The organism is Nibricoccus aquaticus, from assembly GCF_002310495.1.
In the GTDB taxonomy this organism is placed as follows: Bacteria; Verrucomicrobiota; Verrucomicrobiia; order Opitutales; family Opitutaceae; genus Nibricoccus; species Nibricoccus aquaticus.
In genome coordinates, this window is record NZ_CP023344.1 from 832,326 (window position 1) to 858,650 (window position 26,325).

Annotated in this window: 27 protein-coding genes; 7 read left to right on the forward strand and 20 right to left on the reverse strand. The window is 58.4% G+C overall.

Annotation, left to right across the window (positions count from 1 at the left end; all coding sequences use genetic code 11):
- Window positions 1–30 precede the first annotated feature (30 nt).
- Window positions 31–1,221, forward strand: coding sequence for a tyrosine-type recombinase/integrase (locus CMV30_RS03685; RefSeq protein ID WP_096054760.1), 1,191 nt, complete (start codon window positions 31–33; stop codon window positions 1,219–1,221).
- A 57-nt stretch (window positions 1,222–1,278) separates the two neighbouring features.
- Window positions 1,279–1,512, forward strand: coding sequence for a helix-turn-helix domain-containing protein (locus tag CMV30_RS03690; RefSeq protein WP_245844393.1), 234 nt, complete (start codon window positions 1,279–1,281; stop codon window positions 1,510–1,512).
- Between the two features lie 334 nt (window positions 1,513–1,846).
- On the opposite strand, the gene CMV30_RS03695 is transcribed toward CMV30_RS03690, so the two are convergent.
- From CMV30_RS03695 to CMV30_RS20850, 7 genes are all read right to left on the reverse strand, one after another.
- A complete protein-coding gene (locus CMV30_RS03695; RefSeq protein ID WP_096054761.1) occupies window positions 1,847–2,239 on the reverse strand; it encodes a hypothetical protein in 393 nt (130 codons plus the stop codon).
- Window positions 2,236–4,992, reverse strand: a complete 2,757-nt coding sequence (gene mobF / locus CMV30_RS03700; RefSeq protein WP_096054762.1) for a MobF family relaxase — start codon at window positions 4,990–4,992, stop codon at window positions 2,236–2,238. The genes CMV30_RS03695 and mobF overlap by 4 nt, the downstream gene beginning before the upstream one ends.
- Before the next feature lie 361 nt (window positions 4,993–5,353).
- Window positions 5,354–5,635, reverse strand: coding sequence for a hypothetical protein (locus CMV30_RS03705; RefSeq protein ID WP_096054763.1), 282 nt, complete (start codon window positions 5,633–5,635; stop codon window positions 5,354–5,356).
- A gap of 313 nt (window positions 5,636–5,948) precedes the next feature.
- Window positions 5,949–6,452, reverse strand: coding sequence for a hypothetical protein (locus CMV30_RS03710; protein ID WP_096054764.1), 504 nt, complete (start codon window positions 6,450–6,452; stop codon window positions 5,949–5,951).
- 8 nt (window positions 6,453–6,460) lie between these two features.
- Window positions 6,461–6,742: a hypothetical protein gene (locus CMV30_RS03715; RefSeq protein WP_096054765.1), complete on the reverse strand. Its 282-nt coding sequence runs from the start codon at window positions 6,740–6,742 to the stop codon at window positions 6,461–6,463.
- Window positions 6,743–6,945: 203 nt separating this feature from the next.
- Window positions 6,946–8,223, reverse strand: coding sequence for an Nramp family divalent metal transporter (locus CMV30_RS03720; protein WP_096054766.1), 1,278 nt, complete (start codon window positions 8,221–8,223; stop codon window positions 6,946–6,948).
- A gap of 8 nt (window positions 8,224–8,231) precedes the next feature.
- Window positions 8,232–8,459 carry a DUF2934 domain-containing protein gene (locus CMV30_RS20850; protein ID WP_096054767.1) on the reverse strand — a complete coding sequence of 76 codons (228 nt, stop codon included), beginning with the start codon at window positions 8,457–8,459 and terminating at the stop codon, window positions 8,232–8,234.
- On the opposite strand from CMV30_RS20850, the gene CMV30_RS03730 reads away from it, so the two are divergent.
- Entirely contained in the window at window positions 8,453–8,719 is a 267-nt protein-coding gene (locus CMV30_RS03730; protein WP_138223105.1) for a hypothetical protein, read from the forward strand. The genes CMV30_RS20850 and CMV30_RS03730 overlap by 7 nt on opposite strands.
- A gap of 7 nt (window positions 8,720–8,726) precedes the next feature.
- On the opposite strand, the gene CMV30_RS03735 is transcribed toward CMV30_RS03730, so the two are convergent.
- From CMV30_RS03735 to CMV30_RS19260, 6 genes are read right to left on the reverse strand one after another with little or no spacing between them, the layout of a single operon-like run.
- Window positions 8,727–9,185 carry a response regulator gene (locus tag CMV30_RS03735; protein WP_096054769.1) on the reverse strand — a complete coding sequence of 153 codons (459 nt, stop codon included), beginning with the start codon at window positions 9,183–9,185 and terminating at the stop codon, window positions 8,727–8,729.
- A 57-nt stretch (window positions 9,186–9,242) separates the two neighbouring features.
- Complete coding sequence (locus tag CMV30_RS03740; protein ID WP_096054770.1) at window positions 9,243–10,631, reverse strand: ATP-binding protein; 1,389 nt, start codon at window positions 10,629–10,631, stop codon at window positions 9,243–9,245.
- A 36-nt stretch (window positions 10,632–10,667) separates the two neighbouring features.
- Window positions 10,668–12,383, reverse strand: coding sequence for a hybrid sensor histidine kinase/response regulator (locus CMV30_RS03745; protein ID WP_096054771.1), 1,716 nt, complete (start codon window positions 12,381–12,383; stop codon window positions 10,668–10,670).
- Window positions 12,384–12,393: 10 nt separating this feature from the next.
- Window positions 12,394–13,956, reverse strand: a complete 1,563-nt coding sequence (locus CMV30_RS03750; RefSeq protein ID WP_096054772.1) for a DUF7125 family protein — start codon at window positions 13,954–13,956, stop codon at window positions 12,394–12,396.
- A gap of 1 nt (window position 13,957) precedes the next feature.
- Complete coding sequence (locus CMV30_RS03755) at window positions 13,958–14,365, reverse strand: hypothetical protein (protein ID WP_096054773.1); 408 nt, start codon at window positions 14,363–14,365, stop codon at window positions 13,958–13,960.
- Window positions 14,366–14,367: 2 nt separating this feature from the next.
- Complete coding sequence (locus CMV30_RS19260) at window positions 14,368–14,667, reverse strand: hypothetical protein (RefSeq protein WP_138223106.1); 300 nt, start codon at window positions 14,665–14,667, stop codon at window positions 14,368–14,370.
- A gap of 220 nt (window positions 14,668–14,887) precedes the next feature.
- Here CMV30_RS19260 and CMV30_RS03760 point away from each other — a divergent pair, with 220 nt between their 5' ends.
- The 3 genes from CMV30_RS03760 to CMV30_RS19265 all read left to right on the forward strand — a co-directional run bounded on the left by CMV30_RS03760 (window position 14,888) and on the right by CMV30_RS19265 (window position 19,100).
- On the forward strand, window positions 14,888–17,173 hold the full coding sequence (locus CMV30_RS03760) for a glycosyltransferase family 4 protein (RefSeq protein WP_096054774.1): 2,286 nt from the start codon (window positions 14,888–14,890) through the stop codon (window positions 17,171–17,173).
- Complete coding sequence (locus CMV30_RS03765; protein WP_096054775.1) at window positions 17,170–18,630, forward strand: glycoside hydrolase family 130 protein; 1,461 nt, start codon at window positions 17,170–17,172, stop codon at window positions 18,628–18,630. Before CMV30_RS03760 ends, CMV30_RS03765 begins: the two co-directional genes overlap by 4 nt.
- A 215-nt stretch (window positions 18,631–18,845) precedes the next feature.
- A complete protein-coding gene (locus tag CMV30_RS19265) occupies window positions 18,846–19,100 on the forward strand; it encodes a hypothetical protein (protein ID WP_138223107.1) in 255 nt (84 codons plus the stop codon).
- A gap of 122 nt (window positions 19,101–19,222) precedes the next feature.
- Here the strand turns inward: CMV30_RS19265 and CMV30_RS20890 are convergent, their stop codons facing one another.
- Complete coding sequence (locus tag CMV30_RS20890) at window positions 19,223–19,465, reverse strand: DUF2934 domain-containing protein (protein ID WP_096054777.1); 243 nt, start codon at window positions 19,463–19,465, stop codon at window positions 19,223–19,225.
- Window positions 19,466–19,752: 287 nt separating this feature from the next.
- Window positions 19,753–19,998 (reverse strand): hypothetical protein, encoded by a 246-nt coding sequence (locus CMV30_RS03780; protein WP_138223108.1) that lies wholly within the window; start codon window positions 19,996–19,998, stop codon window positions 19,753–19,755.
- Between the two features lie 258 nt (window positions 19,999–20,256).
- On the opposite strand from CMV30_RS03780, the gene CMV30_RS03785 reads away from it, so the two are divergent.
- Complete coding sequence (locus tag CMV30_RS03785; RefSeq protein ID WP_138223109.1) at window positions 20,257–20,529, forward strand: hypothetical protein; 273 nt, start codon at window positions 20,257–20,259, stop codon at window positions 20,527–20,529.
- A gap of 342 nt (window positions 20,530–20,871) precedes the next feature.
- Here CMV30_RS03785 and CMV30_RS03790 read toward each other — a convergent pair whose 3' ends face one another.
- The 5 genes from CMV30_RS03790 to nosZ form a co-directional block, all read right to left on the reverse strand.
- A complete protein-coding gene (locus CMV30_RS03790) occupies window positions 20,872–21,696 on the reverse strand; it encodes a hypothetical protein (protein ID WP_096054780.1) in 825 nt (274 codons plus the stop codon).
- Window positions 21,697–21,715: 19 nt separating this feature from the next.
- Window positions 21,716–22,408, reverse strand: a complete 693-nt coding sequence (locus tag CMV30_RS03795; protein ID WP_096054781.1) for an ABC transporter ATP-binding protein — start codon at window positions 22,406–22,408, stop codon at window positions 21,716–21,718.
- Window positions 22,405–23,721: a right-handed parallel beta-helix repeat-containing protein gene (locus tag CMV30_RS03800; RefSeq protein ID WP_096054782.1), complete on the reverse strand. Its 1,317-nt coding sequence runs from the start codon at window positions 23,719–23,721 to the stop codon at window positions 22,405–22,407. The genes CMV30_RS03795 and CMV30_RS03800 overlap by 4 nt, the downstream gene beginning before the upstream one ends.
- Entirely contained in the window at window positions 23,718–24,335 is a 618-nt protein-coding gene (locus CMV30_RS03805) for a hypothetical protein (RefSeq protein WP_096054783.1), read from the reverse strand. The genes CMV30_RS03800 and CMV30_RS03805 overlap by 4 nt, the downstream gene beginning before the upstream one ends.
- 82 nt (window positions 24,336–24,417) lie before the next feature.
- Entirely contained in the window at window positions 24,418–26,319 is a 1,902-nt protein-coding gene (gene nosZ / locus CMV30_RS03810) for a Sec-dependent nitrous-oxide reductase (protein WP_096054784.1), read from the reverse strand.
- Window positions 26,320–26,325 lie beyond the last annotated feature (6 nt).

The following is a 26,325-nucleotide window of genomic DNA, read 5'->3' on the forward strand; positions in this document are numbered from 1 at the left end:
AGGTTGCCCAGTTGACGTGGCAACCTAGACATGCCGCATCAAAACTTCGTCGTCAGCCGGTTCAAAAATCGCAATGGCGTGATCACGTTTCGCGTGGAAGGCCGACTCAACGGCGTCCGCATCCGCAAGAACTTCAAATCCCGGGAAGAGGCTATCGCCGAGAAAGGCATTCTCGACCTTCAAGCCCTCCAGTCGTCTTCTGACATCCAACCGGTACAGACCTCGCTTGCTGCTGCGCAGGTGCGCGAGGCGGAAGCCGCTTTCCAGCGGTTAAAGGGCCGGGCCAAATCGCTGGCCTTCTATTTGGACTATGCTCTGACCAACTACCACGACCCGGCCTTGGACATCTCATTGGCCGACGCCACTGACGCCTATGTGGTCTTGCGGGAGCAGGATCACCGGGAGAACAACCTGTCCCACAGGCAATTCACGGCGTATCGCTGCGAACTTAGAGCGCTAAAAAAAGCTTTCCCGCGGATTACTCCTTCCGAACTTACGCCCAGCGCTCTCATCGATTATTTCAAACGCGGAAACGCTTCGAAAAAGGCTTACAACAACCGCCGCGGACTGGTCGGTGCATTTCTCAAGCACTGCATGCTCAAGGATTGGGTTTCGAAGAACATCATCGATAAAGTGCCACACTTCCGAGGGGTTGGTCATAGACGTGGATCAGCGCCAACCCTGACCGCGAGCCAATGCGCAGAAATAATGGAATGGGCGGAAGCTAATGCAGGCGGCGGCCTCGTCCCGTTTATCACTCTCTGCCTCTTCGCAGGCATCCGCCCTGATCTTTATCAGGGCGAGATATCCAAGCTGAAGCCGGAGCACGTCCGTCTGGACACCGGTGTGATCATGGTTGAACCGAACGTTTCCAAGGTGCGGATGAAACGAACGGTGACCATTCAGCCCAATCTGAGGGCGTGGTTGCAGGCCTATCCGCTGGAGAAATACCCGATCTGGCCAAACGGATTCAAACGCTTGCGGTTGGAATTCAGGAAACGCTTTAACCTCACGCACGACGTGCTGCGACATACGTTCATTTCGATGCATGTTGGAAAATTTCGATCGCTCGGAGATGCAGCGCTTCAGGCAGGAAACTCGGAGAGCATCATCCGAAAGCACTACCTCGATCTCAAGAACCCTGGCGAAGCGGAGCAGTTCTTTGGGATCTTCCCAAAGAAACAAGTAGAGCAAACGTCGAGCGACGCAGCTGCTGCTTAACGTACGTCCGTGGTGATTAGCCTCTGGTTGCGTCGGTTGACGCGCAATCAGAGGCGTATGGAAACACAAACGTCATCCACTGTCCTGAATCCAAATCAGCTGACCGATATCGCAGGCCTGCGCTCGAGCGGTGTTTTCCCTCAAGGAAAAGAACCCTCCATCCGCACGCTTCGCGATTGGACCAAACTGCGCCGCATTCCGCATCACCGTGTCGGGCACTTCGTCTACTTCGATCCTGCAGAAGTAGCGGAGCACATTCGCACCAAACTGAAAGTTCCCGCGCGTGGGTAATGCTTGGCAGCCAAAAGCCGCACCTGGAATCGGTGCGGCTTTTTACTCCCACGAAAATCGGCAACATGTTTCTCAATGCGCCAACAATCCCGGGTCCGGAGTAGTGGGCGTATTCTCTGCATTCCGATAGGCCCGAGAATCTCATACGGTGAAAACGACACGCGTGTTTCGTTTTTATAACGGTTAGTGCGGCTTTTCTGTGTTTCCAGAAAATCGGCAACACGTGTTGCCGAATACGCCCAGAATCCCGGACCCGGAGTTCTGGGCGTATTTTTTGCATTCCTGTGGAGACCTGAAAATCGAAAGAGACGAAAACGAAACACGTGTTGCGCTTTCAGAATGGAAGGCCACCTGAGGGACGCTTGTCCGGCTCGGCGAGCAAACGAATTTCCAGATGCGAAATGAACGAATCGGAGTCCTGGAATTTCATCCGATAAGCAGCCGGATAGCTTTTGAATCGGGAAATTTTATGGAGGGAGAGTTCTTCACGATACCAATGCAGCTTTTCTCCAAGGACTAGGACCTCGTGGTTAGTGAACTGAAGATCGATTCGCTCGAATTGCTCCTCGTGAGATAATTTCGCGCTCTCTAGCCGAGACCAGGGTAGCACCCACTCTATACCCTGCCACGGCTGCAAGAACAGCATTAGGCAGGAGTTGTTTTCGTGGGTCACGCACATAGGAAGCCCGCCTTGTTTGGTCGCCAGCATTTCGCGAAGTCGGTTCATAGATGAATGTGTTGATGGTTATTTTGAGTGGCGCGCATCGCAGCTTGATGACGACGCACATGCTCGACGGCCGACATCGACTGCCGCGCTCTCGCTGATTGTTTCACGTCAACCGACGTTGCGTCCGTCGAAGCCAGGTCGAGCGCGAGATCCCGCTCGCCACACTGCTGGACGTGGGCTCGCAGTTCTTCTTTGTCAGCGGTGAAAACCGTTACCCTCTTTCGACCGCGCGAAATGGATACGTACCACTGCTGCGCGTTGGTGGCCGCGCGATTAGCCGCATCCGCCAGCAAGACCGAATCGACCGTCTTCCCTTGCGAACCATACGACGTGACAGCGTAGCCCCGTGTGAAAAGACGTTGTGTGGGACTCAGTGTCTTCCGGACGGCTTTTCCGCCTTCAACCACCAATGACCCATCAACGGAAATCTCGCGAACCGTGACCAGCTCGCCGTTGTTAAAGCGCTGTCCCTCACGTGACTTTCCATTGAACTTAAGTTGCAGCCGCTCACCCACCCCGATCGCGGTCTCCTTTTCTGCCGCGACAATAAAGCGATCAGCGTATCGAAAGCTCATCGCGCTGCGGACACCGTCCTTTTCGAAGATCACCCCTTTCTCGGTGGTACCGACGATGGAATAAATTCCTCCACGAGCAAAGCGGCCATAGCCCCGGATGAAGTACGCGCTTTGTCCCTCTTGATAGAAGCGGGCGTCGCGCTTTTGAGCCTCGTCCAGATCGACCGGCTGATACGTTTTCAGCACCGAGCTTTCGCCAAGCGCTCCCGAATCTCTCAACTTGTCATGGATCGCCTCATTGATCTGCCGGACCTCTTCCCGGGTCTGAGCCACAACGAGCGTCCGTTCCTTGCGACCGACGGAAGCAACATATTCGGATGCGATAACCTCACGGCGAGAATCGTCGCTGACCTCACGCACACAGCCGAGCCGATCCAGTGCGTCGAAGGAATCCGCAATCTTGCCGTCGGCCGCCAGTTTCACGGCGTTTCGATAGTCACGGATAAATGTCCGCTGCTCGATAGTCTCTCCGAGCTTAGGATCTTGTCTCCGGATCGCATGGATCACTGCCGGTTTTAAGCCTGCATGTTTCTCGATGGCGCGAAGTGCATCAGACGCAGCGACCGAACCATGCTGACGGGTATCACCCGAGAGAATCAGTCGCCCACGTTGAGCCTTCACGACGCGAACTAGTTCACCGAGTTGCCGAGCCCCAATCTGACCAGCCTCATCGACCATCACAACGGCTTCGCGTGGCAGCTGTTTTTGTTGTAGGAAATTCGCGAGCGTATCGGCACTCAGTCCATCCGCTTGGAGGTCCTGCACCTGTTGGCGTTGAGGAGCCAGGACGATGACTGGACGAGCCGCAGCCACCAGGCCGCGCTCGACCTCTTTGAGCGCAAAGCTTTTCCCAGTTCCTGCGCCGCCACGGAATAGCGTAATTAAATCCCGACTTCGCAAAATTCTTTCCACCGCTACCTTCTGTTCAGCCGAAAGATCGACCGACGTCTCATGATGCGGACTCAGTGCCGTGTGCTGGTTACGTCCTTCCCGTGCAGCCATGACCACTTCCAGTTCCCAGCCCAGCGTCTCTCGGGAGGTAAGTTTGTCGGTTCCTTTCTCACGCACGTAACCGCGTTGGTCGATGACCGCTCGCAGCGTACCTAAATCGAAATCGGCACCGCGTCCGCGTTCCAGCGCAGCAGCCATGAGTTCATGGTCATGCACGACCGCGCGACGCTCGAAGAGATGCTGCTCCGCCCACACAACCATCCCGGCCACATCCACTTTCTGCGCCACTCCTGAGCGGGTCGATTTCAATGCATGCAGAGCCGACAGTTCGTCCGGCTGCATTTGCTGACCCCAAGTCTCGCGGAGTCGATCCGCCGAAGAGTTCTTCAACTTCCTGCGCCGGTTTCCATGCGCGACGCGTTCGCGAAGGTCGTTGAGGTTTTCGACCTTCTCGCCTTTCGCCAGACGCTCCCGCGTTTCCTGATCGATCTGCTGATGACGTTTTGAAAACCGTTCGATGACACTTTGCGGCACTCCCTTGATTTCGAAACCGCGTGCGTGGTTTTCGATTTCGTAGCCGAGTGCGCGTAGGCCTTTGCAGAGTTCATGGCGGTACAGGTTGGTCGCGAACCGATGCGCCCGGTACATGCCCGCCGCATGCAGCGCCTTCCAGCAGTTTTCCACCGGATCGAACGTCTGATTAAAGACTACACAGTGCGTATGCAGATGAGGATCCAACTCCCGACTGGTCTCATGCCGAAAGCACGCGGTCACCACGTCGCCCGTGATGCGCTCACTGTTCTGTCCGGATTTTCGGATGCGAGCCTCAGCCCGCTTTTCCAACTCATGCATGGCAGCACGGACTGCGCATTCGTGAAGTCCGACGATGCGTTCGTCCTGATAAAGAGCGACGACTGAAACGCTCTTCGGTGGCGCAATCGTGAAGTCGAAGAAAATTCGCCGGTTCGCTTTCACCTCATCGCCTTCTTGTCTGACTGAGTTCAGTCGCTGACCCAAGCGAAGCTTCGTCTCCGGATGCTGGCCTTCACAGAGCGCGAGGAATGCATCCTCACCAACAGCTCCTTTGAGTCCGAGTTTTTCAGCGCCATTGCCAAGCCACTCTCCAGTGACCTTCTGCCCTTCCGAATAATAGTCGCCAGCACCGAGGTGCTCGCGGAAATACTGCTGTGCATTCTTCAGGTTGAACTGAACTTTGGTCTGTATCATCGCCGTGTTTTCCCGACTCGGCGGCGACCACTTACGAAACGAAGTCTCGTTTCGTTTTGATGAGACACCCTTCCCCTTGCGGTGGACCGCAACAGAAGAGCTTTCGCAAGCGCGACACGCCTTTGTCGCACCTGCTCCCGCGTCAACCGGAACGGCAACCGACGAAGCGGCGATGCCGGACAAATCCGGTTCAACGCCTAAACGGCGTTTCGGCCGCCACGAATGCGCGCCGCGCTGCGCTGTTTCGGCGCGCCCTCGTGGCAGAAAACCAACAGAGCGGGCGCGGAGATTCGAGCGACTCCGTCACTTGCTTCGCTGCGTTCCTACGCACCCGAAACTCCGCGCCCGACGATCCAAAACCTTAGTACGCCACAATCAAATCAGCGATCCCGCGCAGCTTATTACGAAGACCTGGCAGCCTCCGCTGGCTCGCGGAATCACCCGGTAAGTGACCCGCAAGCGCTTCAAGAAACGACGAATTTCTGAGAAGATCTCGCACCGATTTGAAAACGTACTCGCGCAATCCGGCGGGCCCCGCATCGACTTCCGCGACGATTTTTTCTTGGCCATCAATCACGCCAACAAAATCTTCGAGGTCATGACTCGCGTAGAAACCGAGCTCACCGCGACCAGAAAAGGCCAAATATTTTGTAGCGAGAAATGCTGTCGGAGGAATCAGCCGCGAATGAGTATGCGCGTTTCTTGATCGGTTACAGTCGCCAAGTTTCAGCAAACCAAGCCGCGTTCAAAGCGAGGTCACTCAAGTCCGCTCCGACATGGGTGCTCATAGCAATGTGGCTAAGACATCTTTTCTTTCTTATCTTTGAGCCACGGCCAAACATCGTTGGGCATCCAACCCTTGTACTGATGTAGATCGATATCAAGAGACCAAAGGCGCCATTCTCACCCGTTATGTCTTCCTGAAGAGCCACTTCGTCAGTCTCGAACTTAGCTCTTTATTCAAATAGCGATCTAAGCTTTTCGTAAAGCGGGCGCAGATCTTTTCGGTAGGTGGACAGACGGTCTGGTGACAATCGAGCGGGCTGACCAAGGGACTTCAGCAACCTGCCCGCCAATCCAATGTAATGAGGAACTGGTGGGATAACTAAATTCTGGGCGGCGGATTTAGGCTCCGTAGCAATTCCCAGCCTGAAATAAACCTGACGCAGACTTAAGCCGTGAAAGGCAGACACGTCGGAAACATTCTTTGCCAAGAGCATGTATCGCTGCGCCGTGCGCGGCGTACTTGCGAAGTATTGCTCTAGCCAAATCTGCCAGGCTCCGGCGCCCATGCCGCGCCGAACGCGACGCTTCGCTTCCATCAAAAGCTGTCCAGCGCGCCACGCTGAGGTCAGTGCACCGTGGAGAAGGTCCCGCGATTCCTTACTCGCTCGAACAACCTCGCCGTGAAGGCGGTTAATCTCAACAGACGCGCATTCATTGTTTGGATATTCGGTCATATCCCAGCTTAGGCCGTGATCTGGGTGGTTTCGCGAAATGAGATCGCCAGCTTATGAACGGCCTGCCGGGTCCGACCGAGATTATCTCCGATCTGCCCAAGCGTAGCGTGATCGAGGAGATCGGGGCGCACACAATAGAGCGCAACACAAACGCGCAATCCTCTCTCCTCTATGGAGCGGCCATCGGCCATCCAAAGCAACAAGCGGCAGATAACTTCTGAAGCTAGCATGCGGGCCTCTTGCTGAGCATCGAAGGGCACCTCAAAGAACAAATCGGTATCTGTTTTCATGAATCCATTCGCTGGCACGCAGCGCCTTCGCTCAACAACCTGCGTCTACTGAATTAAGGGGATACGATATACCTAAAAAAGGGTAGCCAGACAGATACCGCCCCTGCTTTTCCGATCGATCGTGCGAAACGAAAACGTCGTCTTCCAGATACGCTCCTCATCTCAGCAGAGTCTTCGAAGCCTGAGAGGGTAGCGTTCCGCAATTATAAGTTTTGGCACAACTCGAGAATTTCCACCACGCCGACAGCACCAAACCCCATCAGCACGACAACCAGCACGACATTCGTCAGTGGGCGGTTGCACCGTAAGGGAGCGGGAAAGAGCACGCGTTTGTTCAAATAAAGCAACGTTCCCGCGAGAAACGGAATGAAGAGGCTCCCGAGCACCGTGAACACAACGATGACGGCCAGCGGTCGTGCTGCGAATGCGAAGGGCACCGAGGTGACCGCCATGAAGATCAGCCCGGCACGATACACCGGTGACTTCATTTGCATGGCGGCGTCGCGTTGATCATCCGGCAGTCGGCGCAGCAGAGCATAGCAATCCGCCAGCATGCTCGGGACGCTTTGCCAGACTCCAACGAGTGAGGCGGTCACCGCCGCCCAGAAGCCAATCGAATAAATCCAACTGCCCAGCGGTCCGATGAGTTCGCCTAGATGTCTGGCCATCCCTGAAACGGCGTCATCACCGGAGATCGTCACTTCCATCGCGTGAAAGGTACGGCTCGCGATCAGCATAACGGAAACTCCAAACACAACGGTGAACACATATGCGAGCAGCAGGTCGCGACGCACGCCGGGGAGTTCACCGGGGCTGACTTTGCGATCGGCGCGTAGTAGATAGTTGTAGGATAGCAGCGTCAGCGAACCACCAATGCCCCCGATCACCGACAGCACATACGCGCCGCCGCCGCTGGGGACTGTCGGCAGGAGCAATCCTTTGAGCACGGCCGCCGGTTCACGAAAGGCGAAACCGGCGCAGATCACGATGCTGAGAAACATCACGACGATGAGGGGTTTCATCGCGCGTTCGAAGCCGCGCGTGCGCGCCAGATAAATAAAAACGAAAGCCAGAGCCCCGTGCACCAGCCCGCCCCACGAACGCGGCACTGCCCCACCCGTCAGATTCTCGATCCCGAGTCCGCAACCGGTAATGAGCGCGCCACTGACCGAGACGGCCCAGAGCACGATATAACCAGCGAAGCCGACCAGCACCCAGCGAGGAAGGTGACGCGCCCAACCCTCGAGCATGGTCAATCCGGTAGCGAGCTGCCAACGCGCCATGCCCTCGCTCAGCACAAACTTAAAAAACGAGCCGAGGATAACAGCCCACAGCAACTGCCCGCCGTAGGTTGCTCCGCCGATGGTTGCCGTCATCACATCGCTCGCGCCGATGCCGCTGGCGGCCATGATCAATCCCGGCCCGAGCCAGCCGATCTTCCGTGAGCCCGCGCGCTGTTCTGACTCACCAGCAGATCGCATCACCGCGCTCAGACAGCGCCTACGACTTCCGCCTCTGCCTGCAACCAGTGAGCAACCTCACAGTTTTCTGGGCGCCCTGCGCATTCCCAGATCGAATACGCACGATGAAGAATTTCTTCATGGGCAGCTCTGTCTGTGGAGACCAGGCCGGGGAATTTCACATCTTGATGGGAGGAGAACCCGGCTTCTTCAGCAGGAGGATCGGGGCGGGACCATTCTGAGGGTATAAATGTCATCTCTCACACTCGCACGCCTGGCACGTTACCGCAATGAACGCCGTCCGCGGATGATGGCTGCGTTCCGGGGGGAAGGAGATGGGGCGGATGATAATAATTCACGCGCGCACATCGTCTTTGTTTCAGGCTGTCGCATTGCTCCTGAGCACGTGGAAACGTGCGATATGAACGTCGCATTTTTCGGCGCCAAGCCCTACAATCACCAGTTGTTCGACGCGGCCTACGAGCTCACGCTGATTTCAATGACCTGCGGCCAGTGAGAGGCCTCTAGTGTACGTCCCATTCTGCGTGACGAGTCGCCGGATGATTATGGGTAAGCCAGAAATCCCTGAGGGCTTGGACGAGCGAAATGAGTTCCTCGATCTTAAACGGCTTCACAAGGTATCCGTTTATACCGAGCGCGTAGGCCTTGTTGATGTCCTCCTCACTCGCGGACGATGTCAGCATCACCACGATCAGGCGCCGCAGCGCAGAGGCTGCACGAATTTTTTTCAGCACTTCGAAACCGGTTAGACGCGGGAGTTTCAGATCTAAAACCACCAGACCAGGAAGCGGATATTTCAGGCGGTCACCGAACTCCCCCACTCCCTCGAGATAATCGATGGCCTCCTGGCCATCCTTCGCGACCTGGACCGGATTTGTGACGCCCGCCTTGCTCGCCGCATGCTGGAAAAAGAAAACGTTGGTGGGCTCATCTTCGACGAGCAAAATAGTGGCGAGGTTCATGTGGAGAGCGTGACCGCGGATTGTTCGTATCGATCTATATTAAATTAAGCTTACTTTCTACACAGCCTTCGACTCCGCGCCGAACAATGCGGGAGCTTTTTTCAACTCGATCCAGAACCGGCTTCCTTTGCCTACCTCCGATTCGAAATCGATCCGGCCGCCGAGCCGCTGGATCGCTTTGCGAACGATAGTCAGTCCAATGCCAGTGCCTTCGAACTGCTCAGCGGGATTGATGCGTTCGAACATACGAAAAATACGCCCGCGATCTTTCGCTGCGATGCCGATTCCGTTATCTTCGAACCAGACTCGTACAACCTGTCCGTCGTTTGCCCATCCGTCCGGTACTTTTCCATTTTCGTCCGGCCACGGCACCTGCGTGGAAGATGGTGAACGCTCTTCTGCCCAGATCCGCACGCGAGGAGTGAGCCCGGGAGCGACGAATTTGACAGCATTGCTCAAAATATTCGAGACGCACTGTGTTAGAAATCCCTCGTGCCCGAGCACGTGTGGCAAGGTTCCTTCGACCTGAAGTTCAGCTTTTGGCGGCTGCCAGTCGTGATACGTGGCGATAATGTCCCGCACCAGCTTGTCCAAATCAACCGGTGCCAGCAGTGCCTCGCTGCGCATCACGCGCGTATAATTGAGCACGTCCTGTATGAGCATATCCATCCGTCCGGCGGAGCTTTCGATCCGCTCCAGGTAACTGTGCGCGTCGGCACTCAACTGACCGGCGTGATCATCCAAGAGAATGCGTGCAAATCCCTGCATGCCGCGCAGCGGTGTACGCATGTCGTGAGCGACACTGTAGGAAAAGCCTTCAAGATCGGCGACAGTCTCCCGCAGTTTTTCGGTGCGCTCGACCACGAGCAGCTCCAATTCGTCCGCTTGATTGGCGAGCTTGTTATTCGCGACGAGCAGCGCCGCCTCCACCAGTTTGCGTTCGCCGATTTCCGTCTCCAGTTGCGCGTTCATCATCACCGCGTCCGTCGTTAATTCGTGCTGGCGCAGCCCTGAGATGAGCAGCGCTTCGTTGATCGCTGTCACGTCTCGGCGAAAGTTAGCGATTTTGGTCAGTTGGATAATGACTCCGACCGCGCGGTCGTCGGCATCTAATGTGGGCCACATCGCATAGAGCCAGTGCGCGGGGGCAGCCTCCGCGTGCTCATCGTGAGCATGGGTGTGGGCCTCCCCGGTTTGATAGACGAGGTCCAGAATCGGCAGACACTCGTTACCTCCGGGCACGATCTGATCGAACGAGTTTCCGATCAATTCTCCCCGCGTTTTTGCGAGCAACCGGCAGAACGCCTGGTTCACGTAGGAAACCGTGTGCGCGGTCCCCTGCACCTCGACGATGGGTAGCGGCGCACGCTCGATAATCGGCGCGGATCGATTATCGGGAGTACCAGGCGAACGCGGCGCTGGATCTGATTTCGAATCGTGTTCCATCAGCAGCTCCTTGAATGGGTCGTTGTTTACGGATCGCTACGGCGTCGGAGATCCCACGGTGGCGACGACGCGCCGTAGTTCTGCGATGGCCACTGGTTTCGTGAGATGTGCGATAAAACCGGCGGCAGCGGATCGGGTGAGATCTTCTTCCATGCCATAACCACTCAACGCGACACCGCGCAGACCGTGAGAGGCACGCAATTTCTCCATCAGCTCGGTGCCTGTACCATCGGGGAGCCCGAGATCTGAGATGACTAAGTCGAAGGTATTTTCCGCAGCCGCGGCGAGAGCTTCGGCCACACTCATGGCTGCAACCACCTGATGCCCGTCGCGTCGCAGCAACCGGAGGAGCGCGTTCAAAGTTGTCACGTGATCCTCCACCACAAGCAGCCGGAGCTTCTGCAGACTTTCCCCTGAGACGACCGGGCTCTGCGAGAATGGCAGAGCGGTCTCGGCAACGCCAGGAGGCGGGTCGAGCGCACCGGGAAGGGAGACGATGAATTTGGCTCCTTGATTGGTCCCGGGACTCTCCGCGGTGATTCGCCCGCCGTGCATTTGCACCACAGCGCGGGCGATGGCGAGCCCCAGCCCGACGCCGCCAAAGCGGTGGTTTCCCGTCAGTCCCCCCTGGTCAAATGGAAGAAAAATCTGCTCGAGGCCCGAAGGATCGATTCCTATCCCGGTATCCGACACCTCGATTCGCAGCCAAGTTTCTTTGGGCGTGATGTTTTCATCCGCAGTCCGGACTGAAATTTTTCCACCGCGCGGAGTGAACTTAACGGCATTACGAAGCAGATTCCACACGACCTGCTGAAACCGGGCGGGATCGGCGATCAGTCCGCTGTGCGTCGCTGTGAACAGCCGCTCGATGGTGATCTCTTTGTCGCACGCATCGTCGCGCACGATCTCGATCGCGAGGCCGATGAGCGAATGCGCGTCGCACATCTCCGAGCGCAGACGAAGTTTGCCATTGGAGATCTTGGTGAGATCGAGCAGGTCATCAATGAGCCGTGCTTCCAAGGCGACGTTGCGCTCGATCATGGCGAGTTGCAGGCGAACGTCGGAAGGGAGGCGCGGATCTTCGCGCAGCGCAGACGCAGCGATAAGCACCGGCGTGAGCGGTGTGCGCAACTCGTGCGAGAGAGCTGCCAGAAAATCGTCCTTCGCACGGTTCGCTTGTTCAGCCACCCCGGTGGCGCTGCGGAGCAGCTCGTTCAGGTTTCGCAGAGCGACTTCGGTGACCTTCTGATAAGCGATCTCTCCTTGAGACCGCGTATTTGATTTCTCCGCTTCTTCGCGGAGTTCGTGCTGACGCAGGCCGGAGATCAACAGCGCTTCATTCATCGCCGCCACATCCCGGTGAAAATGCACCGACTTCGTCAGCTGGATGACCACTCTGGCGGGCTTTTTATCCGCGCCCAGCGTCGGCCACATGGCGTAGAGCCAAAAGGCAGGATTTTCCGCCGAGTGGTCGGAATCGACATGGGTTTCGAATTCACCCGTCTGGTAAACGCGATCGAGTAGATCCGTGCAGGTCTGTCCGTTGCGCACGATCTGCCCGAACGGTTTCCCAATCAGCTGTTCGCTCGTCTTGCCCAGCAACCGGCAAAACGCGGCGTTCATGGAACACACCGAGTGGAGTTTACCCTCCACTTCGACCATGGGCAGCGGCGCGCGCTCGATAAGCGGGGACACCCAGCCGTGAAGGTCGAGCATCAGGTTTGGGCCACCAGCGATTGAGTCGGCGTCCATGGGGTTGCTCCTACTTCAACGCCTTGGGTTCCGGCGCGATTTCTTTTCGTTCACCCACGCGCTCCGGCAGGCCGCTGGTGAGCCGGGTGTACTCGGTGCTATGTGGGCGGATAAGGACCACGCCGCTGTCGTCGATGACGTACTCGCGGATGTCTTTGCTATGGTTTCCACCGCGCATTTTCACCACGACGAGAATTTTCCGGAGTTGCCCGTCTATCTCCACGTAGCGAAGCCGGATGATGTCATCCGTCAGAAACGAGATCGCATAGTGACTGAATTGAAACGACGTGAACGAATCCTCGATCTCGACCGTGCTGACGATCGTGACTCCGGCTCCCGTCAGCGCGCCAATCATCCGGTAGAGCGACTCGCGAAAGTCCGCGCGAAAGCCGGGGGCGATCGCCATTTCGAAACCCACCAGTGAATCGATCACGAGCCGTTTCGCGCCGGTTCTTTTCACCGCATCGAGAATCTCCTGCATCGTTTCATCCACCGAAAGATCGAGCGGTCGCAGATACAGGACTTCGAGTTTTCCCGCCTGCTGTGGTTTGGAGAGATCCAAGCCAAGCCCCGCCGCGCGGGCAACATAGCCTTCCGGACGCTCCTCGAAGATCGCGATGATGCCGGATTCTCCTTTGCGAATCCCAGCATCGATAAACTGGGTCGCGAGCGCCGACTTCCCTGTGCCCGAGGGACCCGCGATCAACACGCTGTCGCCTTCGGGAATCCCACCGCCCAGCAATTTGTCCAATTCGCGGATTCCCGTGGAGAGCCGCCGACCCGAACGCGGAGACGTCTTTCTCCCGGCCAGTCCCAAGGTGCGGGAAAATGCCTGCAAGCCGTAGCTCCCAATCCGGATCGTGTGCAGCCCAGGCACGGAGGCCTGGCCGCGAAGCTTGATGATCTGGAGCTTTCTCACCACCGAGTTTCGTTCGGCGACTTGGGAGAGCCAGAAAAGCCCGTCGGCGACCGTGAACACGGGATTGTCGCGCATCTCGGACTCGGTGTATTCGCCGATCAAGAACGTGGTCGCCTGAAAACTCGTCAGCAGCATGGCCAGACGCTGGATGAACGATTGAAGCTCCATCTCGGATTCAGCTCCGCGCTGGGCTACCTTGCGCAGCACGGTGCGAAAGGAGTCCACCACGACGACGCCGGCGTTGGATTTTTCCACCTGCTTCGTGATCTCGGCAAGGACGGCGCTCAGATCCTGCTCAACGACAACCTCGGTGAGGTTGATGAAGCGGATAGAGTCGTTTAATTTCTCACTGTCGAAAAACGAATACTGCTGCTGGTAGCGCAGCATCTTGATGGCGGGTTCACCGAGGACGGTGAAGTAGAGCGCAGGTCTTTTCGGCGTCGCGTTGGCGAAGACGAATTGATGCGCGAGCGTGGTCTTTCCGCATCCAGGCGTGCCCGCGATGATGTTGAACGAATACTCCGGCAAACCGCCGCCGAGAATATCGTCGAGCCCTCGCACGCCGGTGGGCAGCTGGCGGATCGTCACTTTACCCGCGGCAATGGCGGGTTTTTCAGCGCGGGTGCGCGGGGTGACGACGGATTTATTTTTCATACTATTTCCCTGTGGACTTGGGGTCCTTGAGTGCCGTTTGCGGCCAGACGTCATGCACGAGACGAAGCGTCAGGGCTTCGCCAATAAAAGTAATGAGCAGCCCGAGTAACTGATCCACGAGAGCGGCACCCGCTTGCGCGGCTTCGGCCGAAGCGGACTGCGCCTCCATCTCGGGGGAATACAGAAAGGTGCCGTCGGCTTTTATCTGCACTCCGGCCAGCAACGGTGCGTCCACTCGGGCCAGCACCAGCGCCCGGCTTAAAAGCGAGCGGAACCCGGCGGCCCCGGCAAACGTGCACAGCGGCGCACGTAACTTCTCACAGACGCGAAATGCGGCGCGACTAGGCGGAGCGGAATCGCGGTCGGCGCGGCGTTCTTCGGCGATGAGGATTTGGGCGAGCGTTCGCATCGTCACGAAAGTTGAGACTTATGAAAGCACACCGGTGGCTTAGCGCGCGACTGGGCGTTCGCTGACAGATCACCATGCATGATCGTCGTCTGCCTGTTGCTCTGGTTGCTCATTGCACTCTCTGGACTGAGCGCTTCATCGACCGTCATTTTTCCGCAGCCACTGAAACGGTGTCCGGTCTGAAAAATCCCACCGGGCACGCCCACTAGGGAACCTTCGCAGCGAGATTCAACGGTAATCTCTCTCCGCTTTTTATAAACGACCTTTTCTCGCTGTGAATCGTCGAAGATCGGAAGTGTCATGGATAGATACCGAGCAGAATGCAGGCAGCGCTCACACTACCCACAACTCAGTCGGAGCCCAATGGGGTATTAACCTACGGAAAGATTTTAAGAATCATTTCGGCTGGAGCCCGCACGCGGGCTTATCGGGGCGCCTCGATTGCTTGATCGGGACAAGCGTGGTCTGCTGAGTGATGTCTGGATCATTTTATTTTTTGTTACGCTTCAATGAAGGCTTGGTTTGAGCGACACGTCACTGCCGGGGCGGATCGCCTTCATTGGCGGCTACTCGCCCAGACAGTGCGGCATCGCCACGTTCACCCACGATCTCTGTGAGGCTGTCGGAGCGGCCGTGCCCGCGGCGCAGTGTTACGCGGGCGCGGTGAATGACCGGGTGGAGGGCTATAAATATCCTCTGCGTGTGCGCTTCGAGATTTTGGAGAAGGATCTCGATTCCTACCGCAGGGCTGCGGACTTTCTAAATTTCAACAATGCCGACGTGCTCTGCGTTCAGCACGAGTTCGGAATTTTCGGCGGGCCCGCCGGCAGCCATGTGCTGGCACTGCTCAAAGAGGTGCGCATGCCAGTGGTGACGACGTTGCACACCGTGCTGCGCGATCCGAATCCCGCGCAGATGATGGTCATGAAAGAACTGATTCTCCGGAGTGACCGGCTGGTGGTCATGGCGCAGAAGGGCGCGGAGATCTTGCGCGATACGTACGCGGTGCCCGATTCGAAAATAGACGTCATACTCCACGGTATTCCGGATATTCCATTCACCGATTCTCGTCTCTCCAAGGCGCAGTTCGGCGTGGAAGGCCGCATCGTGTTACTTACCTTCGGCCTGCTCGGGCCGGGCAAGGGTATTGAGTATGCCATCGAGGCACTCCCGGAGATCGTGAAGACTCATCCAAATGTCGTGTATTTGATCCTCGGTGCGACCCATCCGCATCTCGTCGCGCGCGAAGGCGAACGCTACCGTTTGAGCCTGGAGCGGCTGGCGGAAGAGCGCGGCGTGAAAGAGCACGTTATTTTCTACAACCGTTTCGTGTCGCTCGACGATCTCAGCGAATTCATCGGCGCGACCGACATCTATGTGACGCCATATTTGAACGAGGCGCAGATCACCTCTGGCACGCTCGCTTACGTCTTCGGCGCGGGCAAAGCCGTGGTCTCCACTCCCTATTGGCACGCGCAAGAACTGCTGGCTGATAACCGCGGCATCCTCGTGCCGTTTCGAAATCCCGCCGCAATCGCCGCGGGCGTGTGCGAGTTCCTCGATCATCCGGAGCGTCTCGAAAAAACACGGCACGACGCTTATCAAATGGGACGCGAAATGATCTGGCCCGCCGTGGCGCAGCGCTACGTGGAATCTTTCCAACGCGCCCGCATCGATCGCCGCGCTCAACCGCGCACGGCTTTCGCGGGATGGACGCTCGCCAGCCGCCCGTACGAACTTCCGCCACTGCGACTCGATCACATCGTGCGCATGAGCGACGGTACAGGAATTTTTCAACACGCGTTGTTCAACGTCCCTAATTTCCACGAGGGGTACTGTACCGACGACAACGCGCGGGCCTTCATCCTGTGCAATCTCCTCGAAGAACTCGGTAACGAGCCGCACGTCGAAAAGCTCAACGATCTCGCAACGACCTATCTCGCGTTCCTCGCCGCAGCGCTCAATCGCGGTACGGGACGCTTCCGAAACTTCATGAGTCATGGTCGTCAGTGGCTTGAAGTCGCCGGGAGTGAAGACAGTCACGGCCGCGCCATGTGGGCGCTTGGATCTGGCACGGGCCGCTCGCGCAATGAAGGGAGGCGCCGTCTATCCGCGCAGCTTTTCGATAACGCCGTGAACGGTATCGAAACCTTCACGTCGCCGCGCTCCTGGGCCTTTGCGCTACTCGGCGTGCACGACTATTTGCGTGAGTTTCCAACGAACGGACAGGCGCTGGCCTTGCGCGTTGTGCTCACGAAACAACTCGTTCAGCGGTGGAAGGACTGCGCAACAGAGAATTGGCCGTGGTTCGAAGAAATCGCGAGCTACGACAATGCGCGCCTGTCACAGGCGCTGATTCTCAGCGGTCGCTGGATGCCTGATCCGGAGGCCTTGGAGATCGGTCTGAAGTCGTTGCGCTGGCTGGCCTCGATTCAGAGAACCCAAGCAGGGCACTTCCGTCCTATCGGAAGCGAAGGCTTCTATGTCCGCGATGGAGCCCGCGCCGATTTCGACCAGCAGCCTGTCGAAGCGCAGGCGATGGTGTCTGCCTGTCTCGAAGCGTTTCGCGTTACAAAGGACGTGAGCTGGTCGCGCGAAGCCAAACGCGCCTTCGAGTGGTTTTTAGGACGCAACGATCTCGGGCTCCCGCTCTACGATCACAGCAACGGCGGTTGCAGCGACGGTCTTCACCGGGACCGCGTTAACGAAAACCAAGGCGCGGAGTCGTCGTTAGCATTTCACCTTTCCCTCGCAGAAATGAACCACGCCGAATCCCCAACGGCCCACCCGTTTGCCTCCCACCGATGAACACGTTATCCGTCCGCCGTCACGAAATCACCCTCCTGCCTGACAGTGCACGCGTCATCATCCGGCCGTTTATCCCCTCCGCTGTCGAACGCATCGCCGGCGTAATCGGTCGCGCGCTGGCACTTTCGGAAGACGAGGTGGTGAAAAAAGTGGAGGTCATCCATCAGGCGTTCGACTCCCGCCATCTCGATATCGAAACGCCGCTGCTCGAGCACTACGCCAAGGTGCGAAAGCATGTCGCGACACCGCATCCGCTCTCACGTGCGCGGGAACTCCTGATCGGCGCATTGTTTTCCGGCGAATATGCCTTGGAGTCAGCGGCGCTGTTTAATCCGTCCATCGTGCCCCACCCCGATCAAAGCGGCGTGGCGGATGGCGGTCTGCGTTTCATCATGAGCCTGCGCGCCACCGGCGAAGGACACATCTCGTCCATCGAGTTTCGAGAGGGAATCATTTCGCCTGCGGGCGACATCAGCTTCGCGGAAGTTTCCCGCTTCGTGACGATGCCTCAGCTCGTCCCCAACCCCAGTTATCAAAAGAAAAGCTTCATCACGAAGTTGAAGGAGATGGGTTTTGAAAACGACTGCGCCACCGCCGTCATGGAGCCGCTCGGCGCGCAGTTCACCCGCACCGATCTGGGCAGCAGCGTGGCCCGCACGCGAAACGAAGCATTGCCCGCCACGCACGAATTCTCCCGCACGCTGGAGTGCATCAAGTGGCTCGCCGACTCCAACTACGAGCTGCGCTTCTCGCCGAAAATCTCGCTGAGCGAACGGATCATTTTCCCCGTCTCAGCCAATGAGAGCAACGGCATCGAAGACGCGCGTTTCGTGCGCTTCACCGAGGACGATGGCTCAATCCTCTATTGCGCGACCTACACCGCCTACAACGGACGTGTCATTCTTCCCCAGCTAATCGAGACGCAGGATTTCCTGCACTTCCGCGTGCTCACCTTGAACGGCAGTGGCGTGCAAAACAAAGGCATGGCGCTCTTCCCCCGGCGCATCAACGGCCGCTACGTGATGCTTTCGCGACAGGACGACGAAAACATCCTCATCATGTTTTCCGACTACCTCCACTATTGGAGCGATCCAGAAATTCTTCTGCGCCCCGCTGAAGTCTGGGAATCCGTGAAACTCGGAAACTGCGGCTCTCCGATTGAAACCGACGAAGGCTGGCTCGTCATCACGCACGGAGTCGGTCCGATGCGTACTTACTGCATCGGTGCTGTGCTCCTCGACCTCGACGATCCAACGCGCGTCATCGGCCGCCTTCGCGAGCCCATTCTCTCAGCGGAAGGAATCGAACGCGAAGGCTATGTGCCCAACGTCGTCTACAGCTGTGGGTCCATGATCCACGCCGGAAAACTCATATTGCCCTACGCGATGAGCGACAAAGCCACCGCCATCGCGAGCATGCCGCTCGATAAGCTGCTCTCGGAAATAGTTCGGGATTAGTGCGCTGCCGCAGGATATACAAATTGGTCGGAAATCCAGGGATTGGTATCTATCTGCCTCCGGACGCTCGTGCCATTAAGTGATACCGGGTAGGCGATGGCTCCCCGAAACTGGAGGAGTAGGCCCCAACTACCCACCCTCTGCCCCCAAACGCAGCTGCTTGCTCGCTTGGGCGTTATAGCTTGTAGGCAAACCCGTGGAGCTACCACTGCGGCGTGAACAAGTACTTCGATGAGATCCGCAAAGCGATTCAGGCGACTCACCGATGTGACGCGGTTCACATGGAGAGCGTCCACGTTACGCAAAGCCTGGCCGGTAAGACCGCGTGGGATGGCGAAGTGGAAGCTTTCAAAATGGGAGATTCTTCAAAAGCGAATGTCTGCTTTGCGTGGGGCTCTCAAAACGCCCAAAGCGGTCGATGGAATATCTACTACGGTATTGGCCATCGCCCCCGTCCTGACCGCAGTTGACGCCGTGAAAGCATCACTCGCTGTCGATGAGCGCAAAAACGATTAGGGTCGTGCCCTCGTTCTGAAGCCGCCAAGGTGCTGACGTAATGTGTTATCGGCGCACCATGAAATGAGAATTCAACTCATGAGCCCGAAGTTAGTGGACGATGCAATATTTCCGCTTCCGCGGCCAGCCAGTGCGCAAGGCTGCGATCGTCGGGGCGACCGGCTTCTTCCCACATTGAGAAAGCGCGTAGACTGATTTCTTTCCGTTGAACGGCGCTGACGGAGACTAACCCAGCAACTCTGGGATCAGGAGAATCCGCGAACCCCTCCGTTTTGCTGAAGCGTGAAGTATGTGAAGGCACGACCGGTTCGGAATTCATCGGGTACGGTGCCACACATCGCTACCGACAGCAACAAACCTTGGCGGCGGAGGAATGCTGGCAATTTTTCGACCCGGTCTATCCTAGTCTTGCATCAAGTCATGTGCCCAAATCAGTGCGGCTAGGACAAAAAACAATGTCCTGATAGAGGGACTTCAGGCGTTAAAGCTATCGCTGAAACAGAACAGTGCTAATTGCGCGCCTCGATGCTGCACGGTCTGCAGACAGCAGGCGCCTGAGAGTAGTTTACGCTCCGTCAAATGGAAGGATTTCACGGGTGTACTCGGCTAGGTGATTGTTGACGTCCCGTTCTGTATATTTGCTCTTCGGAAAAAGACGACGCGATGCTGAGGCCGGGTCGCGTGGACGGGTGTCAGGACCATCGCGAGAATCCAGTGCGTGGAGGAATCGGTGTAGCCAATTGTTTTGCCGCCGGATTGGATGAACAGGCGATTTTTCGCCGAGATGTCTTTAATGGCCGCGAGCACCGTGATTTCGTCGTCACAAGTGACGATCGCATCGGGCGACTCCATGGCAGTGTTAGTGGTGAACATCGCGCACTCTTCGGTCGCTAGGCAGATGCGGTCAATTGCGCGCCCTACAAGATAGCACTGCTACTGAACGAGCAACGACTACGGTTATGCGCGACCTCTCCAACGAAAGTTTCTGAAGAAAATACTGAGTTTGAATCTGGTGCTGAGCCTGCGGGCAGTATGGGGAAATCCCCTGAAATGTTCTCCTAGCAGACGTTGGCACTTGGTTTGGTTCCCATTCTCGGCCTCGTTGTGGGAATGCCCGACGATGACGTCGAACCTGAGATGATAAATCAGGCGTTTCGAAAAAGAGACGCGGAGACATTGCTGGCTTTACTGGATCGTTTAGAACCAAAATTCAAATACACACCGGCTTTCGTGCACATCCGGTTGGCGCGGACACTTCTTAAGCGCATTAACAGAGTTCAGGCGAAGCCCGAATCAGCCAAGGCCCATGAACTAACAAAGACGTGGGATGAGATGGGGCAGAAAATTTTCGACATGCACCTGGCGATCTCGCGATCACTATGAGCAATTGGTCCGCGGAACGAAAGCTCCATACCTCAATCAAAATCTATTATGTATTCATATTATGATTACCGAAATATAGGTTGCCCAAAGGTTGCCCAAAACCCTGCTTTTGGCTTCACTTTTCAGAATCTGGATGCTTTTCTCTGCACGTCCTAAACCATTAACCTATAATTAAGTCCGCGTATTTGAGCGACTTAGCTTCAGCGACCAGAATTGGTTCGAATCCCGTTGGCCGCCCCATTTTCCCGGCAGGAGGAAATTTCCGTAAAGCCCCGAGCCCCACCGGCACTCTCTCCTTCGGATTTGATCAAGTCTGACGCCGCGCCCTCCTCCTCCCCATCGTCACAGATCATCCGTCCTCCGGCGCAGCCCCAGCCAGGCGATCACGCCGCCGATCGCCACCCACGCGAGGCACAATCCGCCGAGCCACCCCACCGCGTTCGCCGCCCACCAGTTCGTCAGCGCACCCGCGCCCAATCCGCTGAACGCCGCCCGCTCCACCGAAAACAGCACCGTGATCCGAAACGCATCGAGCGGGTTCGCCATCAACACCGCGATCCACGCATCCGGATGCGCCTGCACCCACGGCGAGCCCGCCACCGCCAGCAGCAGCAGATCCACGCCAAACAACATCGCGAACCACACCGCCACCGCCGCGATCAGCCCCCGCACGCCATCGCGCACCCAGAATCCCAGCGCAAATCCAGCCAGAGCGCACACCACCGCCACACCCACCGCCCCGCTCATTGCAACCGCCAGCTCACGCGACGCCCCGCCCATCGCCAGCGCCGGCCCGCCGATCAACGCCGTCGATCCTCCCGTCAACATCACCAGCCCCGCCGCCTTCCCCGTCAGCCACGGCCCGATCCCGCCCGGCTGCCCCATGATCCACACATGCTCCTCCGCCTCCGCGTGCGCCGAACTCAGTCCAAGCAGCAGCGCCGAGAGCGACACCGCGTACAACACGCCGTGCAACAACCACCACGCCGCCCCTCGCGAAAACCCGTCTCCCGGCGTCAACAGCGGCAGCGCACCGATGACCAGCACCAGCGCGATATGCGCATAGAGAAACCGGTTCAGCCGGTGGCTCAGCCACTCGCGCCTCAACGCCGCGCTCACCACACCTTTCACGCTCGGTAGCATGTGAACTTCGGATACAGCATTCATAAAAAGTTCTCCGCGCCGTTCAGACGGACGGCACCGCATCCCGCTCCAAACGGGGGAAACAATCCCGAATCCTGTCCGGCGGCAGTTCCCCCTGCGAGCGGCCGTGCTCGACCAGCAGACAGCGATCCGCCTTCCCCTCCCACTCGCCGAGCAAATGCGTCGCCAGGAGGATCGTCCGCCCCCGCTCCGCCTCGTTCACCAGAAAATCCTGCAAACTCCGCCGCCACTGCGGATCGAGGCTCAGCCCCGGCTCGTCCAGCATCAGCACCGGCGCATCCGCCAGCGCGAAAACCGCCAGCGCCAGCCGCTGCCTCAGCCCGCCCGAAAGTTTTCCCGTCGGCACATCCGCAAACTCCAGCACGCCCCACGCATCGAGCCCCGCGTCCACATCGCGCCGCGTCCGTCCGCGCAGCTCTCCATAAAAACGCGCCGTCTGTCCCGTCGTCAGCCGCGGATGAAACCGCGGCGCCTGCGGCAGGAAACTCATCCGCGCCAGCGCCGCTCCCCGCGCCTTCTCCAGATCGTGCCCGCAGATCGTCACCGTGCCGCCATCCGCGCGCGCCAGCCCGGCCAGGATGCGCAGCGTCGTCGTCTTCCCCGCGCCATTCGCGCCCACCATCAGCGTGATCGCCCCCGGCTCCACCGCCAGATCGAGCCCGCGCAGCACCCGCCGCGCGCCAAAAGATTTCGTCAGTTCGTGAGCCAGGATCATGGTGTTTTCCTCGTCGTTATCAGCGGCCGCGTGTCCGTGACGCCTGGAAGCGACGGCAACGCGATCCGGCTGTGAATCAGCCTCAATAACTTTTCCCCGGGACTCGCCGAGAGCAGCCCCACCGCCGGAAAACTCCGCCGCCATCCGCCAAACAGATCCGGCTCGCGATGCGGCAGGTCCGCGATCCCGTCGCGATTCAGGTCGAGCGTCAGCGCGCCTTCCCAGTAATTCCCCCGCCCATCCACCGTCCACGCGTTCGCCTGATTCGCCCCGCTCGTCTCCACCGGATGGATGTTTCCGAAAAACACATTCTCGTGAAAGCGCCCGCCCGCCGTGCTGTCGCTCACCCGCAGCCCGATGTAGTTTCCCACCACGCGATTCCCGCGCACCGTCACGTTGTTCGAGTTCTCCAGATAAAACCCCAGCGTGTTTCCCTCGATCAGGTTTTCCTCCACCCGCGTGTCGTCCACCGACTGAAACAAAATCCCATATGCCCGATGGCTCCGGTTCGCGACGAAACGGTTCCCCCGCAGCACGATTCCTTTGGAGTACATCAACGCCGACCCCGCCGCGTTTTCCGAAAACAGATTCCCCTCAAACGTGTTCTCATCCGAGTACATGTAATGCAGCCCGTAGCGCACCTTCGTGATCGTGTTATCCCGCACCGTCGTTCCATCCGTGAACGAAAAATAAATCCCGTCACGAGTCCCCATGATCGTGTTGCCCGTGATCACATGCCCCGCCGAATTCCACAGATGGATGCCGTTGCCACGCCGGTCCTGCGGCGACTCCACATCGCACAGCTCGCTCTCCCCTGGCTTGAGCCCGCCGCTCAGCGGATCGGCGACCGCCTCCGCCACCGCACCATCGCCCAGGATGATGTTGTTCACGATCGTGCAGTCGTTCGCCCGCCGCACATAGATGCCGTGCAGACTGTCGGTGATGCGGTTCCCATGGATAAACGTCCGCGCGCCCGTCGTGTGAATCGCCGCCTGGTCTTTGCCGAGATCGCGCCCCGAGCCGCGAATCGTGAACCCGCTGATCTCCACATCCGCCGCCGTGATCGTCACCACGTGCGTCTTCTCGTCGCCCCACAACGTCGCCCCCGGCCGTCCCACCAACCGCACCGCTTTCGAAATCGCCAGCGGCCCGGCGTAATCGCCCGCCTCGACCACCACCGTCGCCCCTTCACCTGCCTCCGCCAGCCGCGCGCGCAACGCATCGCCCAGACGCGCATCCACCGGAGACGCCATCGCCAGCCCCGCGATCAGCGAGCTCAGGAAAAACGCTCCAAACGCCCCGCCGCGTTTCATGGCAGCTCCTTTCGCGAGCACCACGCCGCCGCAAACAGCAGCGCGATAAAAACCGCCAGCATGTATCCGCCGCTCTGGGGCAGACTCGTCTGCACGAAATTCGCGATCTTCTGGCTCCCGAGCATCACCGGCGTGAACGGCTCGATCGTCATCGGCGCGCGCGGATCGAGCGTATGCCCGTACGTGTGCAGCCGGTAATAGAAATTTCCCAGTGAGAACGCCGTGAAATACAGAAACAGCACGCCCAGATCGACGATGCTCGCCATGCGTCCGATCACCGCCGCGCGCAGCGCCAGCAGGCAGAATCCTCCCAGCGCAAACGGCATCCAGGTCATCTCCGCGAAGTCCGCCTGCGAAAGCGTCTTCATCCCGATGTAGTGATTGAGCGTGTTGATCTCGTGCAGATCCTGCCCGCCGTTTCCACCGACCAGCTTGTGGCTGAAAATATCCAGCGCCAGTCCCTCCCGGTACTGCGGCGCCACCAGATGGATCTTCCACAGCGGCAGAAAAATCGCCGCCGCCAGCGCGCCCGCCGCCAGCAACAGCAACACACGCGACGTCAGGTTCAACGGGCGGCGCAGGAAGAGGATTTCTCGGCGGAGGAAGTTGTGCATGGCTGTGTTTTGAAAAATGAAAGGGCGCGCGTCGCACGCGGCGGACCGCGCGCCCTCGGTTTTAGGTGTCAGGTGGAACGGATCATTTCGCCGCCGTCTCCGCCGTCGGAGCGGGTTTCACGGTGAGATAGCCCTGCATCTCCTGGTGCAGCGCGGAACAGAAGTTCGTGCAGTAAAACGGAAACACGCCCGTCTTCGTCATCGTCACCTTGAGCGTCTTAGTTTCTCCCGGATCGATGACCACGTTCATGTTCTGCTCGATGATGCCGATGCCGTGGATCATGTCCGTCGTCTGCTCGACGTTGGTGATATGGATCGTGAGCTCGTCGCCTTCCTGCGTGTCGATGCGGTCGGGGATGAAGCGGCTGCGGATCGCGATCATCTTCACCTCGACCTTGTTTCCATTGCGCACGACCCCGGTGTCTTTCGCCTCCCACACGGCGTGCGGGTGCTTGTTATCGGCTTTCGGATACACCTCGATCGCATTGACCGTGTCCGCCTTGATGATCTGCGCGAAGTGCGGCTCCGGCTCGGTGAACGCTTCGTAGAGCATAGCCATCTTCTGGCCGGTCACATCGATCAACTGGCTCGACTCCGGCTGCGAGGGACCGACCGAGAGGTGCCGCCCCTTCGAGAGCTTGTTCATCGCCACCAGATAATCGCCGTAAGGCTTCTTCGTGTCGCCACCGCCCAGCACCAAGTGGCCGATGTTATAGTGAACATCGATCTTATCGAGAATGACCTTGTTGAGATCCGCTTTCTCTTCGGCGGTCCACGGAGGCAGTTTCCACTTCGCCACGACCGACTCGATATAGAGCGAGGTGTACGCGTTGCCCCGTCCGTCGAACTGCGTGTGCAACGGTCCGAGCCCCACCGGCACCGAGCCTTCGAGCACCGACTCGTAGCGGATCACCGGCACGCCGCGAAACTCGCTCTCGAAATCCTTCTTCGCGATCGCCGCCATGATCTTTTCAAAATCGAAAACCGAGGCCACCGGCTGCAGCTTGCCACCCGCCGCGATCCAGCGACCCGACGGATCGGTATCGATGCCGTGCGGCGATTTCGGCACCGGCATGAAGTAGAGCACGCCCGGCACTTTCGCCGGATCGATCACCGGCACGCCATCCAGCATCGTCGCTTTGCCCTCCTTCACCGCCGCTTCGGCCGCGCGCCAGTTCACCACCGCCGCGTAGTCGCGCTCACCCTGCGTCGATGTCGCCTCAAGCGTCTCGTGCGCCATCTCCGTGTTGTACGAAGTCCAGAACGCCCAGCCTTCGCTCGGGCCCTTGCCCGTCGAGCCGAGATCCCAGTCAAACGGGGGCGTCAGGATCTGCCAGCCCACCGACATCTCGCCCGACTGCGGATCGACTTTGATGCCGCTCAACATGCCGTTGAACTCCTTCTCGTAATCCTTCGGGTCGGCGTAGCGCCCCTTCGGCAGCGGTACCGAAAACCGGCTCGCGACCAGCACATACTCGGTGTTGTCCGTCACGAACGACGAGCCGTGATTGCCCGAGGAGTTCGGAATCGGTCCGAGGATCTGGTGCGTCTTGAAATCGCTCAGGCTGATCCGCGCCACGCGATTGTTCGCATTGTCGTTCACGAAGAGAAAACGCCCGTCGTAGACGCCGTCCTTCTTCGAAAGCCCCGGGTGGTGGACATCTCCCCACGAATAGTCGCCGAGCATCTTCTTGCTCTCTTCGTCGAAGCCATAGCCGGTCGCCGGATAAGGAGCGAAGACGGGGATGGTTGAGATATGCCGCATCGAGGGAATGCCCGCGACATATACCTGGCCCGAGTGGCCGCCTGAATAAAACAGGTAGTACTCGTCCTTGTCGCCAGGAGCCACATACGTGCGCGCGGCCGGAGTTCCGGCGCTCGCGGTTTTGGTTTCGCCGGCGGATTTCTGTCCCGGCGGATTGCAGCCGGAAAACGGCAGCAGCGCCGTCGCCAGCGTGGCCGAGATGAGGAGGGATTTTTTCATGTGTGG